Origin of the sequence: Cellulosimicrobium cellulans, assembly GCF_007679345.1 — a bacterium.
In the GTDB taxonomy this organism is placed as follows: Bacteria; Actinomycetota; Actinomycetes; order Actinomycetales; family Cellulomonadaceae; genus Cellulomonas; species Cellulomonas cellulans_A.
This window is the reverse complement of sequence record NZ_VEGH01000001.1, coordinates 233,371-247,511: the sequence shown is the minus strand read 5'-3', so window position 1 is coordinate 247,511 and position 14,141 is coordinate 233,371. Positions and strand designations below refer to the sequence as shown.

The 14,141-nt window shown below is 77.0% G+C and carries 15 protein-coding genes and 2 riboswitches; of the genes, 8 read left to right on the top strand and 7 right to left on the bottom strand.

Annotated elements, in window-relative coordinates; translation table 11 throughout:
* The first annotated feature begins 663 nt into the window (after positions 1 to 663).
* The 3 genes from FS882_RS01185 to FS882_RS01175 all read left to right on the top strand — a co-directional run bounded on the left by FS882_RS01185 (position 664) and on the right by FS882_RS01175 (position 2,026).
* On the top strand, positions 664 to 1,197 hold the full coding sequence (locus FS882_RS01185) for an LLM class flavin-dependent oxidoreductase (protein WP_158369965.1): 534 nt from the start codon (positions 664 to 666) through the stop codon (positions 1,195 to 1,197).
* 101 nt (positions 1,198 to 1,298) lie between these two features.
* The gene (locus FS882_RS01180; RefSeq protein WP_158369963.1) at positions 1,299 to 1,514 is read left to right on the top strand and encodes a hypothetical protein; all 216 of its coding nucleotides are present in this window, start codon (positions 1,299 to 1,301) and stop codon (positions 1,512 to 1,514) included.
* A gap of 29 nt (positions 1,515 to 1,543) precedes the next feature.
* Positions 1,544 to 2,026, top strand: coding sequence for a hypothetical protein (locus FS882_RS01175; RefSeq protein ID WP_158369961.1), 483 nt, complete (start codon positions 1,544 to 1,546; stop codon positions 2,024 to 2,026).
* 28 nt (positions 2,027 to 2,054) lie between these two features.
* On the opposite strand, the gene FS882_RS01170 is transcribed toward FS882_RS01175, so the two are convergent.
* Genes FS882_RS01170 through FS882_RS01160 form a run of 3 tightly spaced genes read right to left on the bottom strand, consistent with a single transcriptional unit; the run spans position 2,055 to position 3,942 of the window.
* On the bottom strand, positions 2,055 to 3,314 hold the full coding sequence (locus FS882_RS01170) for an O-succinylhomoserine sulfhydrylase (protein ID WP_158369959.1): 1,260 nt from the start codon (positions 3,312 to 3,314) through the stop codon (positions 2,055 to 2,057).
* Positions 3,311 to 3,736: a rhodanese-like domain-containing protein gene (locus FS882_RS01165; RefSeq protein ID WP_158369957.1), complete on the bottom strand. Its 426-nt coding sequence runs from the start codon at positions 3,734 to 3,736 to the stop codon at positions 3,311 to 3,313. Before FS882_RS01165 ends, FS882_RS01170 begins: the two co-directional genes overlap by 4 nt.
* Positions 3,733 to 3,942, bottom strand: a complete 210-nt coding sequence (locus tag FS882_RS01160; protein ID WP_158369955.1) for a DUF1737 domain-containing protein — start codon at positions 3,940 to 3,942, stop codon at positions 3,733 to 3,735. The genes FS882_RS01165 and FS882_RS01160 overlap by 4 nt, the downstream gene beginning before the upstream one ends.
* Positions 3,943 to 3,948: 6 nt before the next feature.
* Positions 3,949 to 4,051, bottom strand: a riboswitch (SAM riboswitch).
* Positions 4,052 to 4,169: 118 nt separating this feature from the next.
* Positions 4,170 to 4,285, top strand: a riboswitch (SAM riboswitch).
* Between the two features lie 48 nt (positions 4,286 to 4,333).
* Between FS882_RS01160 and FS882_RS01155 the strand changes: the two genes are divergently transcribed.
* On the top strand, positions 4,334 to 5,713 hold the full coding sequence (locus FS882_RS01155; protein WP_158369954.1) for an aminotransferase class V-fold PLP-dependent enzyme: 1,380 nt from the start codon (positions 4,334 to 4,336) through the stop codon (positions 5,711 to 5,713).
* A gap of 176 nt (positions 5,714 to 5,889) precedes the next feature.
* On the opposite strand, the gene FS882_RS01150 is transcribed toward FS882_RS01155, so the two are convergent.
* Complete coding sequence (locus FS882_RS01150; RefSeq protein ID WP_158369953.1) at positions 5,890 to 6,513, bottom strand: pentapeptide repeat-containing protein; 624 nt, start codon at positions 6,511 to 6,513, stop codon at positions 5,890 to 5,892.
* 77 nt (positions 6,514 to 6,590) lie between these two features.
* On the opposite strand from FS882_RS01150, the gene FS882_RS01145 reads away from it, so the two are divergent.
* Both FS882_RS01145 and FS882_RS01140 read left to right on the top strand, forming a co-directional pair.
* Positions 6,591 to 6,956, top strand: coding sequence for a hypothetical protein (locus FS882_RS01145; RefSeq protein ID WP_158369951.1), 366 nt, complete (start codon positions 6,591 to 6,593; stop codon positions 6,954 to 6,956).
* A 42-nt stretch (positions 6,957 to 6,998) separates the two neighbouring features.
* A complete protein-coding gene (locus tag FS882_RS01140) occupies positions 6,999 to 7,265 on the top strand; it encodes a hypothetical protein (RefSeq protein WP_158369950.1) in 267 nt (88 codons plus the stop codon).
* A gap of 30 nt (positions 7,266 to 7,295) precedes the next feature.
* Here the strand turns inward: FS882_RS01140 and FS882_RS01135 are convergent, their stop codons facing one another.
* From FS882_RS01135 to FS882_RS01125, 3 genes are all read right to left on the bottom strand, one after another.
* Complete coding sequence (locus FS882_RS01135; protein WP_262347985.1) at positions 7,296 to 8,285, bottom strand: MaoC family dehydratase; 990 nt, start codon at positions 8,283 to 8,285, stop codon at positions 7,296 to 7,298.
* 98 nt (positions 8,286 to 8,383) lie between these two features.
* Positions 8,384 to 9,748 (bottom strand): 3-oxoacyl-ACP reductase, encoded by a 1,365-nt coding sequence (locus tag FS882_RS01130; protein WP_158369948.1) that lies wholly within the window; start codon positions 9,746 to 9,748, stop codon positions 8,384 to 8,386.
* Positions 9,748 to 11,085 carry an acetyl-CoA C-acetyltransferase gene (locus FS882_RS01125; protein ID WP_158369946.1) on the bottom strand — a complete coding sequence of 446 codons (1,338 nt, stop codon included), beginning with the start codon at positions 11,083 to 11,085 and terminating at the stop codon, positions 9,748 to 9,750. Before FS882_RS01125 ends, FS882_RS01130 begins: the two co-directional genes overlap by 1 nt.
* 121 nt (positions 11,086 to 11,206) lie before the next feature.
* On the opposite strand from FS882_RS01125, the gene FS882_RS01120 reads away from it, so the two are divergent.
* Both FS882_RS01120 and FS882_RS01115 read left to right on the top strand, forming a co-directional pair.
* Positions 11,207 to 11,896, top strand: coding sequence for a TetR/AcrR family transcriptional regulator (locus FS882_RS01120; protein ID WP_262347983.1), 690 nt, complete (start codon positions 11,207 to 11,209; stop codon positions 11,894 to 11,896).
* Between the two features lie 50 nt (positions 11,897 to 11,946).
* Complete coding sequence (locus FS882_RS01115) at positions 11,947 to 14,079, top strand: acyl-CoA dehydrogenase (protein ID WP_158369942.1); 2,133 nt, start codon at positions 11,947 to 11,949, stop codon at positions 14,077 to 14,079.
* Positions 14,080 to 14,141 lie beyond the last annotated feature (62 nt).

Below are 14,141 nucleotides of genomic sequence, written 5' to 3'. Positions count from 1 at the left end.
CGCGCGCCGAGCGCCCCGGACCCGTCACGGGTCCGGGGCGCTGCCGCGTCCCCGCCCGCGGCGCCCCGCCGCCGGCTGCGGCCGTCGGGCTGCGGCCGTCGGGCGCCGGGCGTCGGGCGTCGGGCGTCGGGCGAGTATCCGACGCGTCGAGCGAGTAGTCGGCGGATACTCGCTCGACGTGTCGAGTGCACGCTCGCGGGCGGCCGCCGGGTCGGCGGGCGGCGGCCGCCGGGTCGGGGCCGCGGCCGGGGCGCGTCACCGGCGCCCGGGATGTGGACACGGTGCTGCCGTGCCGGGCGGAGCGCGGCTAGGCTGCCCGCGTGTTCCTGAGCCGGGTGTGTTGTCGCTGAGCTGACGACCCCGCGCGCCCGCGGCCGGACGGCCCTCGTCGCGCACCCGCCTCACCCCGAGGACACCACCGACATGGCTCAGCCCGTGCTGGACCGCGCGCTCGCGGTCGCCACCCGTCACGTCCCCGCCGCCCGCCGTGCGGCCCCCGCCCGTCTCGCACCGGTGCCGCCGGCGCCGGCCTCGGTCGCGTCCGCGGCGCCTGCGCCGACCTCGCCCGCGCCTGCCTCGGCCGTGCCCCCCTCGCCCGTGCCCGCGTCCCCCGCCGATCGTCTCGCCGCCACCCGGTCGATCAGCGGGTGGCGCGACGATCCGGTGGAGATCACGATCGAGCGGCCCGCCGTCGCGCCCCTCGCGCCTGCGACCGGAGCCGACCGGGCGGTCGTCGTGCACGTGGGGGCGCCCGCCTACGGCGTGCGGACCGTCGAGCACCGGCCGGGGTCGGAGTCGGCGATCGCCGTCGCCGCCCGCACCGCCGACGTCATCCGGCTCGGGTTCTCCGTCGCGGTGCCCTCCGTCGGGGCGCTGGCGCGGGTCGCCGCGCTCGTCGACGACGCGCTCGCCGAGGCCGGCCGGGACCGCACTGAGGTCCGGGTGCTGCTCGACCTGGAGGTCGTCCTCGCGGGCGACGAGCGCACGGCCCGCCGCAAGCGCTCGCACCTCGAGTACCTGGACGCGCTCGCCGGTCTGTCGTGGGCGCCGGCCGACACCCGCGTGGTCACCACGGCCGACCGGCTGGTGGCGGAGGTCGGCGAGGTGGCCCGGCGCGCGGGCGTCGACGGCGTGGTCCTGCACCCGCTGGCCGGCGGTGCCGGGGTCGAGGCGGAGCTCCGCGCCCTGGTCGCCTGAGCCCGCACGGAGGTGACCCGCCGGCGGGGAGGGCACCTACCCCTGACCCCGGAGCGCGGCCCGACGTGCGAGGGTGCGGGTGGTCGGGCAGTCTCGGCGGCATGCTGAACGGCTGGCCGCTCGTCGTCATCGGTGTCGTCGCGGCGGTCGCCGGGCTGGCGGGCGTGCTCGGCCGCTTCGACCGCACGCGGTTCGCGCTCTACCGGCGCCACGGCGAGCCGACCCGGCGCCAGCACGTGGTCCTGCAGCGGCTCGGCGGGGGGATGTTCGTGCTGGTCGGTGTCGGTTTCGTGATCGCCGGGGCGAACGACCTCTGACGGCCGCGCCGCGCCCGTAGCCTCGACGCGTGACGAGGCTCCGGCACTGGGCGCTGCTCGGTGTCCTGCTGCCGCTGTGGCTCGCGGTCGTGAACGCCGCCGAGGTCCTCGGGTGGCACGCCGGCCTCGCGGACTGGCTCGTGCTCGTCGCCTTCGGGACCGTGCTCACCCTGGGACCCGTCCTGGTGCTCAGCGTCGCCGTCGCGCTGCTGGTCGGGGCCGGCGTGCTGGCCGTGGGTCGTCGGCTGCCGCCGCCCGGGTCCCGGGTCCGAGCCGTGGCCGTGTCGATCGGCACCATCACGGTGGCGGCGGTCGCCACCGGCACCGCGCTGTGGCCGCAGGCGCTGCGCGCCGCACCGTTCGACCTCGTGCTCGGCCCGAAGGTGCTCGCGACCGCGGCGGCGACCGGTGCTCCCCTCATGGTGGCGGCCGTCGCCGCGTGGCGGCGGAGCGACCGCATCACCCCGCTGCCCCCGGTGCCGAGCCCGTGGGAGGACGACCCGGCGACGTGACCGCCGCCGGGTCGACAGGCCGGACCGATCAGCCGCCCAGCGTCCCCAGGGCCTGCTCCAGGTCGTCGGCCAGGTCGTCGACGTCCTCCAGCCCGACGGACAGCCGCACCGTCGACTCCGCGATGCCGACCGCTGCCCGCCCGGCGGGGCCGAGCTTGCGGTGCGTCGTCGTCGCCGGGTGGGTGACCAGCGACTTCGCGTCGCCGAGGTTGTTCGAGATGTCGACCACCCGCAGCGCGTCCAGGACCCCGAACGTCAGCGCCTTGGCCTCGGCGGGCGTCGAGCCCTCCGGCACCCGCAGATCGAACGTCACCACCGTCCCGCCGCCGGACTGCTGCGCGAGCGCGAGCGCGTGCTGCGGGTGTGACGGCAGGTACGGGTACCGGACCTGCGCGATCGCGGGGTGCTCCTCGAGCCGGGTGGCCACCACCAGCGCGGACGCGGTCTGGTGCCGCACCCGCAGCGACAGCGTCTCCAGCCCCTTGAGCAGCACCCACGCGTTGAACGCCGACAGCGAGGGCCCCGTGTTCCTGATCAGCGTCTGCACCGGCCCGTGCACGAACGCGTCGGTGCCGAGGATCGCCCCGCCGAGCACCCGCCCCTGGCCGTCGATGTGCTTGGTCGCCGAGTACACGACCACGTCGGCGCCGAAGTCGAGCGGCCGGGACAGCACGGGCGTCGCGAACACGTTGTCCACGACGACGACCGCGCCCGCGGCGTGGGCGAGCCTGCTGACCGTGGCGATGTCGACCAGGTCCTGCATCGGGTTGGACGGCGTCTCGAAGAACACCACGTCCGCGGGGGTCGACAGGGCCTCCTCCCACTGCGCGGGCACGTGGCCGTCGACGTAGTCGGTGCGCACGCCCCACTTCGCGAGGATCTCGTCGAAGATCACCACCGACGACCCGAACAGCGCGCGCGCCGCGACGACCCGCGAGCCCGACCGGACGAGCGCGGCGAGCGCGGTGAACACCGCCGACATGCCGGACGCCGTGGCGTAGCAGGCCTCGGCGCCCTCGAGCAGCCGGAGCCGCTCCTCGAACGTCGACACCGTCGGGTTGCCGTACCGCGAGTACAGGAACCGGTCGGCCTCTCCGGCGAACGCCGCCTCGGCGTCGGCCGCGCGGGAGTAGACGTAGCCCTGGGTGAGGAACAGCGCCTCGGACGTCTCCTGGAACGGGGTGCGCACCGAGCCGCCGCGCACGGCGAGCGTGTCGGGGCGCAGCTGCTCCAGCGGGAGGCGGTCGTCCCGCCACGCGGCCGGTCCGGGCGCGGCCGGGCCGGTCACGCCTCCCGCCACGGCAGGCCGGCGGCGCGCCAGCCCTGGTGCCCGCGGCGGCCGTCCGGGCCCACGTCGCCCTCGAACCCGGTCAGGATGTTGTACGCCGGGCCGAGGCCCGCGGCGGTCGCGGTCACGGCGGCCGCCACCGAGCGCACGCCGGACCGGCAGAGGAACACCACGGGCCGCGGGTCGTCCGCCGTGACGCCGGCCGCGGCGAGGCCGTCGAGGAACGCGGGGTTCGGGCGGCCGAACGCGTCGACCCACTCGACGAAGGCGGTGCGGCCCTCCCCGGCGTCGGCGGTGTCCGGCACGCCGATCGTCTGCCACTCGCCCTCGGTGCGGACGTCCACGAGGACGGCGCGCTCGTCGGACAGCAGCAGGTCCCAGGCCTCCTGCGGGGTCAGGTCACCCGCGTAGGGCGCGGTCACAGCGGCCGCACCGGGGTGCCCGGGGCCGTCGCGGCCGGCAGGACGACGGCCTGCGCGACGATCACGCGCTCCCCGTCGAAGGTGGCGGCGGGCCCGCCGTGCAGCTCGTAGCCCTCGGCCAGGGCGGCGCTGACCCGCTCGCAGAACGAGCGGTCGTCCGGTCCGGTCAGCAGGCGGTAGCGCAGGCGGTCGTCGGTGTCGGTCATGCCTCTCCTCCATCGGATCTGGCGGAAGCACCCTCGGCCGGCCCCGGTGGGGGTCCGCGGGTTGCTGCGGCGTCGACGAGCCAGATCTCTCGGCCGCTCTGGATGGTGCCGGCGATGCTACGCCATCGCCGGCACCAGGATGGACGTCCTCCCGCGCCCGGGTGAACCCGTGTCGCACCGTGGACCACGATTGACACCTCCGCGCACAGGGCCGCATCCTCGGACGAGGTCATGAGCGCCAGCGCGAAGCCCCGGCTCGCTGGCCGGCAACCCTCCCACCGCGGCGGGGTGCCCCGGGTGACGACCTGGCCGTCCACCGACCGGTGGCCGGCAAGCGCGGGGTCGCCCGGTCGGCGACCGGGCCCCCACCGATCCGCTCGGGGGTAGTCCCATGTCCGTCACCGTCACCACCTCGTGTGCCGAGACCGCCCTGCTGCCCGTCGTCGGCGGGGACACGCGCGTCCCGCTGGTCGACGGCCGGTCCGTGCCGTACGCCAACCTCGACTACGCCGCGTCCGCGCCGGCGCTCGAGTCCGTCGCCGCGCGGGTCGTCGAGGTGCTACCGCTGTACGCCTCCGTGCACCGCGGGGCGGGGTACCTGTCCCAGGTGTCGACGGCGCTGTACGAGGCGTCCCGCGCCACGGTCGCCCGGTTCGTGGGCGCCCGCCCCGACGACGTCGCGGTCATCACCCGGAACACCACGGACGCGCTCAATCTGCTGGCCGGCTGCGTGCCGGACGGCGGCCGGGTGCTCGTGCTGGACGTCGAGCACCACGCCAACCTGCTGCCGTGGGTGCGCTCGGTGCGCGGCTCGGGCCGCACGGCGACGATCCTGCCGTCGGCCCCGACGGTCGCCGAGACGCTGACCGCGCTCCGCGACGAGCTCGCCCGCCAGCCGTACGCGCTGGTCACGCTGACCGGGGCGTCGAACGTCACGGGTGAGGCGCTGCCCATCGCCTCGGTCGTGGCGCTCGCGCAAGAGGCGGGCGCGCGGGTCGCGGTCGACGGCGCGCAGCTCGTCCCGCACCGGGCGTTCTCGCTCGCGGACAGCGGCGTCGACTACGTGGCGTTCTCGGGCCACAAGACCTATGCGCCGTTCGGGGCGGGCGCCCTGGTCGGCCGGCGCGACTGGCTCGACGCCGGCACGCCGTACCTGGCCGGGGGCGGTGCGGTCCGCGACGTCCGCACCGACCGGACGCTGTGGCAGCCGGCGCCCGCGCGGCACGAGGGCGGGTCGCCGAACGTGCTCGGCGCGGTCGCGCTGGCCGAGGCGTGCGACGCGCTGTCCGCCCTGCCCGCCGGCGCGCTCGTCGAGCACGAGCGGGTGCTGCGGGAGCGGCTGGTCGAGGGGCTCGCCACCATCCCCGGCGCTCGGGTCCTGCAGCTGTGGTCCGACTCCGCGGACCCCGTCGGCGTCGTCGCGTTCACGCTCGGCGACCACGACTCGGGGCTGGTGGCGGCCTACCTGTCCGCGGAGCACGGCATCGGCGTGCGCGACGGCCGGTTCTGCGCGCACCCGCTGCTGGCGCGGGTCGGCGTCACCGGGGGCGCCATCCGCGCGTCGGTCGGCGTCGGGACGACCACCGAGACGGTCGACCGCCTGCTCGCCGGACTGCGCGCGTACGTCGGCGAGGGCCCGGCCGCCGCGTACGACGTCGTCGACGGCTGCTGGACGGTCGCCGACGACAACCGGCCGCGCCCGGCGGTGACCGGCATCGACGCGATCGCGGCGACTGCCGCCGCGGCCTGCGGCCCCGCCGTCGAGGACTGAGCCCCGGCGACGGACGGCCCGCGCAGGGGGCGGGTCGCCCGTCGCCGGTTCCGGGGTTCCTCCGAGCCGGGACCCTGTGGTGCACTGGCCGCGAGCACGCGGCCCGGATCCGCGCAGCCGCGGCCGCGGTCGCGGCGTCGGTCGGGCCCGCGGGGTGCCGGCGGGCGCCCGCGGCATCACCGCACGGTGACCCCGAGGTGCGCCGCCAGCGCGCCCGCCAGGTCGAGCAGCTGCGCCGGGCTGATGGTCGCACCCTTCAGCCCGGCGGTGCCGTCGATGCCCGCGAGGTCCGCGCCGCGCAGGTCGACGTCCTTGAGCTGCGCCCGGGTGACGTCGAGCCGGCCGACCCGGCAGTCCTCCAGCCGCACCGTCGCCGCGCGGGCGCCCGCGAGGTCGAGGTCGCCGATGGTGCAGCCGACGAGGCGCACGTCGTGCAGCCGGGCGTCGCGCAGGTTGAGGTAGTCGATCTTGCCGCCCTCGACCGTCACCCGGTCCCACGAGCCGCCGAACGCCTCGAGCGCGCCGAGCCGGCAGCCCTGGAGCGTGACGTCCCGCCACGTGCCGGAGCGCGCGCGCAGCATCCCCGCCCGGCACTCTGCGAGCGTGGTGTCCACGAGGTGCGCGTGGTCGAGCTCCGCCCCGTCCAGGTCGCACGCCCGCAGCAGGCACTCGATCAACCGGGCGCTCTCCGCGTCGGCACCGACCAGGTCGAGGCCGTCGAGCAGGAGGCGGTCGTAGTCGCCCTCGGGCTGGAGGGGGCCGGAGTACGGATCGAGGAGGTCGGTGCGCGGCGCGGGCATGGGTCCAGGGTGGCACCTCGGAACCCGGCCTGTGGACGACGGCGATCGGGGGATTGGGCGCCCCTACCGTGGTCGCCATGGCGGCGGGAGCGGCGGTGACGCAGGCGGCGCCGGCGCTCGGCACGGCCGAGTGGCTGGCGGAGTTCCTGCTGTCCCCGGGGCCGGCGGCGCTCGCGGCGGTGCTCGCGGCGGTGGTCGGGTTCGCGGCGACGCGGGCGCGGATCCGGGCGGACCGGGCGGCGGCGGAGAAGGCTCGTCAGGACGCGGCGCTCCGGTCGGCCGTCGCCAGGCGTGGGCAGGTGGAGGACCGGGACCTCGCGCAGTGGTGGTCGGTGTTCTGCTGGGTGGCGGCGCAGGACGACCCGGACGGGACCGTCCCGGCATCGGGGGTGCTGGGGGCGCTCGGTGGCTGCGCGACGACGGTGTCCGGTCGGCGCTCGTGACGCTAGCGTTGAGCCGGGGCCGGACGAGCGAGGAGCGCTGCGATGACGCCTGACCCCGAATCGACGACGCCTCGGCCGCGCCGCGGGTGGCCGCCGGAGGTCCAGGCCCAGGTCGACGAGTACATCGCCCGGCTCTCCGAGGGCGGCGACCTGTGGCAGCGGGCCCGCGACCGCGAGCGCGCGAGGTACGAGGAGCTCGAGGAGGACATCCGCCGCGCGCGGGACGGTGTCGCGTACTGGGAGGCCGAGCACCGGCGCCTGACCCGCGGCGGCCCGGTCCGGCGGATGCTCCGCGCCCTGTTCACCTAGGCAGCCCCCGTCCGCCGGACCGCGCCGGCCTCACCCCCGCGCCCGCACCTCCGCCGTCAGGTGCGGCTTCCGGCGCTTCGCGTCCCACGCCGTCACCGACCACACCCCGTCGCCGGCCGCGGCGACCCGCACCACCGGCGTCGACGGCAGCAGGACCGGGGAAGCGAACTCGACGTCCCAGTCGTACGCGTCCCCGCGCCGGGCGCCGACCGCGGCGAGCGCCCGCGCGGCGGTGAGCATCCCATGCGCGATGGCCCGCGGGAACCCGAGCGCCCGCGCGGTCAGGGGGTGCAAGTGGATCGGGTTGGCGTCGCCCGACACGGCGGCGTACCGACGCCCCGCCCCGGCGTCGAACGCCCACCGGCCGGTGGGGACCGGCGCGACGAACTCCGGCCGCTCGGCCTCGTCCGGCGCGGGACCGGGCACCCGCACCCCCGGTGCCAGGTAGGTCGACAACCCGCGCCAGGCCGGCGGCTCGTCGGCGGGCGCGCCCGCTCGGCACACCTCGGCGACCAGCTCGACCTGCGCGCCCTTGCGGTGCGGCCGCAGGTCCTGCGCCCACGTGCGGATGTCGAGGGTGTCCCCGACGCGCAGCGGGGCCCGTTGCTCGACCCGGTTCGCCAGGTGGACGATCCCGAGCGGCGGCATCGGGAAGTCGGGTCGCACGATGAGCGCGATCGCCGCCGGGAACGCGAGGACGTGCACGTAGCCGGCGGGCAGCACGTCCGTCGCGGGCTCGCCCACCAGGTGCTGGTACGCCGTGAGCTGCGCCGGGTCGGGGACCACCCCGCCGAGGCGGTGCTCGACGGCGGGCAGCGTGGTGGCCGCGGGCCCGTCCGACGCCGCCCCGGACCCCCCGGCCGGCCCCGACCCCGCGTCCGGCCCCGCCTCCCCGGCCGGCCCCGCGCGCCGCCGGTCCACGGCCCGGCGCACCGGCCCGCCCACCGCCGCGCGGCCGGAGGCCAGCCCCGCCCGCGCGTACAGCCCGGCGAGCGACGGGGACTGCGCCAGCGTGAGCACGCGCCGACCGCCGGGCCGTGCCGACCCGTCCGCCCCTCCGCCGCCCGGACGTGGCCCGTCAGGGGTCGCGGCGTCCCGCGCCGGAGCCTCGGCGGCCGTCACCGGCCCACCATGCTCTGCCCGCACACCCGCAGCACCTGCCCGACGACCCCACCCGCCTGCGGCGACGCGAGGAACGCCACGGCCTCCGCCACGTCCACCGGCAGCCCGCCCTGCTGCAGCGACGAGAGCCGGCGTGCGACCTGCCGGGTGAGCGCGGGCATCCGCGCGGTCATCTCGGTCTCGATGAACCCCGGCGCGATGGCGTTGGCGGTGCCGCCGAACGCGGCGAGCAGCGGCGCGGTGGCCTGCACCATGCCGATGACCCCGCCCTTGGACGCGGCGTAGTTGCTCTGCCCGCGGTTGCCCGCGATCCCCGACGTCGACGCGAGCGCCACGATCCGCGGCGCGTCGGCGAAGTCGCCCGAGGTCAGCAGGGCCTCGTTGATCCGGAGCTGGGCGGCGATGTTCACCGCGATCACGGACTCCCACCGGTCGGGCGTCATGTTGGCGAGCAGCTTGTCGCGGGTGATCCCGGCGTTGTGCACCATGACGTCGAGCCGCCCGTGCCGCCCGAGCGCGTGCTCGAGGATCCGGGCGCCCGCGTCGTCGGCGGTGACGTCGAGCTGCAGCGCCGTGCCGCGGACCCGGTTGGCGACGGCGGCCAGCGCCTCGCCCGCCGCCGGCACGTCGACGGCCACGACGGTCGCCCCGTCCCGGGCGAGCGTGGTCGCGATGGCCTCGCCGATGCCGCGCGCGGCGCCGGTCACGACGGCGACCCGGCCGTCCAGCGGCCGCTCCCAGTCGGCGGGCAGCGCGCCGGCTGCGGAGTCGACCGGGAGCAGCTGGCCGTCGACGTAGGCGGACCGTGCGGACAGGAGGAACCGGAGCGCGCCGAGCACGGCGGGCGCGGTGACCGGCACGTCGTCGGCCAGGACCACGCCGTTGCCGGTCGCCCCGGCGCGCAGCTCCTTCGCGATCGACCGCAGCGCGCCGTCGACGCCCTGCCGCGCGGCGGCGAGCGCGGGCGCCTGGTCGGGCGTGGCCGCGCGGGACACGGTGACGACCCGGCCGCCGGGGGCCAGCGTCTTCAGCACCGGCGCCAGCGCCAGCAGCGGCTCCGCCAGGTCCCGGGGGTGGGCGACCTCGGTCAGTGCGAGGACGACGGCCGCGAACCGGGTGCCTTCGCCGGCGTGCCGGCGGACGTCCAGGTCCCAGCCCTTGTGCTCCGGCGAGGTGCCGGACAGGAACTGCGCGAGCGTGTCCGCGTCGCCGCCCTCGCCGAGGACCAGCACCGGGCCGTCGACCAGCGGCGCGCCCGCGCGGTACCGGCGCAGCCGCGCCGGGCGGGGCAGGCCGAGCTGCTTCGCGACCTTCGCGGTGAACCCGCTGTTCACCAGGTCCAGGTAGGTGTCGGTGGCCATCACACCGCCTCCAGGATCGCGGCGACGCCCAGGCCGCCGGCGGCGCACACCGACACCAGGGCGCGGACGGGCCGGTCCTCGCCCGCGGCCAGCAGCTCCGCGCGGCGCCGGTGCAGCGTCTTGGCGACGGTCGCGACGATGCGCCCGCCGGTCGCGGCGAACGGGTGCCCGGCCGCCAGGGACGAGCCGTGCACGTTCAGGCGCTCGCGGTCGACGGACCCGAGGGCGTCGTCCAGGCCGAGGCGGGACAGGCAGAACTCCTTGTCCTCCCAGGCCGCGAGGGTGGTGAGCACGGTCGACGCGAACGCCTCGTGGATCTCCACGTAGTCCAGGTCGCCGAGCCCGAGGCCCTGCCGCGCGAGCAGCCGCGGCACCGCGTACACCGGGGCCATCAGCAGCCCGTCCTCGCCGTGCACGAAGTCGACGGCGGCGGTCTCGGCGTCGACCACGGCGGCGAGCGGGGTCAGGCCGCGGGCGTGCGCCCAGTCCTCCGAGGCGAGCAGCACCGCGGACGCGCCGTCGGTGAGCGGGGTCGAGTTGCCGGCCGTCATCGTCGCGGGGGTGTCGAGCCGGGTGCCGAACACCGGCTTCAGCTTCCCGAGCTTCTCCAGCGAGGTGTCCGCGCGCAGGTTCTGGTCGCGCACGAGGCCGCGGTACGGGGTGACGAGGTCGTCGAAGAAGCCGTCCTCGTAGGCCGCGGTGAGCCGCTGGTGGCTGGCGAACGCGATCTCGTCCTGGGCCTGCCGGCTGATGCCCCACTGCGCGGTGGTGAGCGCCTGGTGCTCGCCCATCGACAGCCCGGTGCGCGGCTCGTCGGTGCGCGGGGTGGCCGGCTTGAGGTCGCCGGGCCGGAGCGCCGCGGCGGCCTGGAGGCGCTGCGGGACCGTCTTGGCCCGGGCGAGCGCCAGCAGCGTGCGGCGCAGGCCCTCGCTGACGGCGATCGGCACGTCGGAGGCGGAGTCGACGCCGCCCGCGACGCCGGACTCGACCTGCCCGAGCCGGATCTTGTTGGCGATCGACACGACCGCCTCGAGGCCGGTCGCGCACGCCTGCTGCAGGTCGTACGCCGGGGTGCGGGCCGACAGCGGGGAGCCGAGCACCGCCTCGCGGGTGAGGTTGAAGTCGCGGCTGTGCTTGAGCACCGCGCCGGCGACCACCTCACCCAGCACCTCGTCCTGCAGCCCGAACCGGGCGACGAGCCCGTCGAGCGCCGCGGTGAGCATGTCGAGGTTGCTCACCCGGGCGTAGGGCCCGCCGGCCCGCGCGAACGGGATCCGGTTGCCGCCGACGACCACGGCGCGCGTGGCGCCGGCCGTCGGGGTGGGGGTCGCTGCCATGTGGGGGTCCTCCCGCATCGTCGTCGATGTCGCTGGGTGGTGCTGTCCCGGGTCGCCGGTGTTGGGACCTCGGTCCCTTGCGCGGTGCCCGAAACTCACAGTACTTGATACCGTCGGTTCTGTGAGCCCGGTCACGCGTGCACCGTCGACGACGACGGACGACGGCCGGTCGACGCGGTGGGAGGACCACCGCGAGGCCCGCCGCGCGGAGCTCGTGCGCGTCGCGCGCCGGGTCGTGCACCACCAGGGGCCCGACGTGTCGATGGACGACATCGCGGCGGCGGGGGGCACGTCGAAGTCGATCGTGTACCGGTACTTCACCGACAAGGACGGGCTGCAGCTCGCGGTCGCCGCGGCCGTCGTCGCCGACATCCGGGACGCCCTGGACGCCGCGGCGGCGGGGGCGAGCACGCCGCGGGACGCACTGCGCGGGATGGTCGACACCTACCTGTCGATGATCGAGTCCTCGCCGCACGTGTACGCGTTCGTGACCCGCGGCGGCTCGGTGGGGCACTTCCTGGACTCCGTCACGGAGCTCGTCGCCGCGCCGTTCGTGCGCGCCCTCGGTCCGGACGCGTCGGAGGGCGACGGGGCCGCGTGGACCCGGCTGTGGGCCGCGGGCGCCGTGGGGTTCGTGCGCGGCGCGGGCGAGCGGTGGCTCGCGGAGGCCGGCGGGTCGGATGCCGACCGCGAGGACGTGGCCACCCGGGTCGCGGCGTGGCTGTGGGCGGGGCCGGTCGGCGTCCGCTCCCGCGAGCAGGCCGGGCGACCGGCACCGGACCAGCGGGACCCGGGCGACCAGCCCGGCTGATCCACCCGAGCGTGCGCCGACGGCGACGCACCGACACAGGGGAGACACGCATGACGACCACCGCACCGACCCCGGCCACCACCCCCGGCCCGGCGGTGACGAACCCGACGGCGACCGTCCGGCCCACGGGCGCCGGCCACCCGCACGGCAGCCGGCACGCGGATCCGCGCGTGGACGTGCCCCGGCTGACCGACGTGCTGCTCGGCCGGTACGCCGACCTGCGCCGCGGCGCGCGCGACGTGGTCGCCCAGCCGCGGTTCCAGCGCGTCGAGGGCCTGGCGGTCCCCGAGCACCGCGCCCGCGTCCTCGACCAGCTCCGGACGCTGGCGCGCGAGGGCGACGTGCTGCGCGCGTTCCCCGAGCGGCTGGGCGGCGCCGACGACCACGGCGGCAGCCTGGCCCGGTTCGAGGAGCTGGTCGCGGCGGACCCGTCGCTGCAGATCAAGGCGGGCGTGCAGTGGGGCCTGTACGCGTCCGCGATCCTGCACCTCGGCACCGAGCGGCACCACGACCGGCTGCTGCCCGGCGCGATGTCGGTCGACGTGCCCGGCGCGTTCGCCATGACCGAGACGGGCCACGGCTCGGACGTCGCCAGCATCGGCACCACCGCGACGTACGACCCCGCCACCGAGGAGTTCGTGATCCACACGCCGTTCCGCGCGGCGTGGAAGGACTACCTCGGCAACGCGGGCCAGCACGGCACCGCGGCGGTGGTGTTCGCGCAGCTCGTGTCGCAGGGTCCGGACGACCCGCGGCCGGTGAACCACGGGGTGCACGCGTTCCACGTGCCGATCCGGGACGCCGCGACCGGGGAGTTCCTGCCGGGCGTCGGCGGCGAGGACGACGGCCTCAAGGGCGGCCTGAACGGCATCGACAACGGCCGGCTGTGGTTCGACCACGTGCGCGTCCCGCGGGCCGACCTGCTCGACCGGTACGGCTCGGTGGCCGCGGACGGGACGTACTCGTCCCCGATCGCCAGCCCCGGCCGCCGGTTCTTCACCATGCTCGGCACCCTCGTGCAGGGGCGGGTGTCCCTCGACGGCGCGGCGGTGAACGCGGCGAAGCTCGGCCTGGTCGTCGCGGTGACCTACGGCAACCAGCGCCGGCAGTTCGCCGGGGCGTCGCCGACCGACGAGGTGGTGCTGCTCGACTACGGCGAGCACCGCCGCCGGCTGCTCCCGCTGCTGGCCGAGACCTACGCCGCCACGTTCGCGCACGAGCACCTGCTCGCCGCGTTCGACGACGTGTTCTCGGGCCGCGACGACACCGCGGAGTCGCGCGAGGAGCTCGAGACCCTCGCGGCGGCGCTGAAGCCGACGTCGACGTGGCACGCGCTGCGGACCCTGCAGACCTGCCGGGAGGCGTGCGGTGGTGCCGGCTTCCTCACCGCGAACCGGCTGAGCTCGCTGCGCGCCGACCTCGACGTGTACGTGACGTTCGAGGGCGACAACACCGTGCTCTACCAGCTCGTCGGCAAGCGGCTGCTCGCCCGCTACGCCGCGCAGGTCGGCGGGGACCCGGCGGTCATGGCCCGGCTGGTGGCGGGCAAGGCGGCGGACGCCGCGCTGCACCGGATGCCGCTGGCCCGCGCCGTGCAGACGCTGGTCGACGCGGGCGACGCCCGGCGGTCGGCCGGCCAGCTCCGGGACCCGCACACCCAGCGGGACCTGCTCGCCGACCGGGTGGCGACGATGGTCGCCGAGCTCGCCCAGGCGCTCCGCCCGGCCCGCCGCGCGACGCCGGAGGTGGCCGCCGAGCTGTTCGACGCCCACCAGCACGAGCTGGTCGAGGCCGCCCGCGCGCACGCCGAGCTGCTGCAGTGGGAGGCGTTCACCCGGGCGCTCGACGCGGTGCCGGACGCCGGCACCCGCCAGGTGCTGACCCGGCTGCGGGACCTGTTCGGGCTGACCGTCATCGAGCGGAACCTGGCCTGGTACCTGGTGAACGGCCGGCTGTCCGCGGGCCGGGCGCGCACCGTGACCTCCTACATCGAGCGGCTGCTCGTCCGGCTGCGGCCGCACGCCCAGGACCTGGTCGACGCGTTCGGGTACGGGCCGGAGCACGTGCGGGCCGAGATCGCGTCCGGGGCGGAGGCCGCGCGGCAGGCGGAGGCGCGGGAGGCGCAGCGCGCCGCCCGGGCGTCGGGGACGGAGCCGGTGCCGGAGCCGAAGCCGCGGCGGTGAGGCGGGGCGGGGCGGGCCGCCGGGCCGCCCCGGGTGCCCGCCCACGGTGGAAGGTTCTGCCG

Coding starts and splice junctions, on each gene's coding strand:
- FS882_RS01180 (WP_158369963.1), top strand. CDS start 1,299: ATGCTGAACGGCTGGCCGCTCGTCGTCATCGGTGTCGTCGCGGCGGTC.
- FS882_RS01160 (WP_158369955.1), bottom strand. CDS start 3,942: ATGACCGACACCGACGACCGCCTGCGCTACCGCCTGCTGACCGGACCG.
- FS882_RS01155 (WP_158369954.1), top strand. CDS start 4,334: ATGTCCGTCACCGTCACCACCTCGTGTGCCGAGACCGCCCTGCTGCCC.
- FS882_RS01150 (WP_158369953.1), bottom strand. CDS start 6,513: ATGCCCGCGCCGCGCACCGACCTCCTCGATCCGTACTCCGGCCCCCTC.
- FS882_RS01145 (WP_158369951.1), top strand. CDS start 6,591: ATGGCGGCGGGAGCGGCGGTGACGCAGGCGGCGCCGGCGCTCGGCACG.
- FS882_RS01140 (WP_158369950.1), top strand. CDS start 6,999: ATGACGCCTGACCCCGAATCGACGACGCCTCGGCCGCGCCGCGGGTGG.
- FS882_RS01130 (WP_158369948.1), bottom strand. CDS start 9,748: ATGGCCACCGACACCTACCTGGACCTGGTGAACAGCGGGTTCACCGCG.
- FS882_RS01125 (WP_158369946.1), bottom strand. CDS start 11,085: ATGGCAGCGACCCCCACCCCGACGGCCGGCGCCACGCGCGCCGTGGTC.
- FS882_RS01115 (WP_158369942.1), top strand. CDS start 11,947: ATGACGACCACCGCACCGACCCCGGCCACCACCCCCGGCCCGGCGGTG.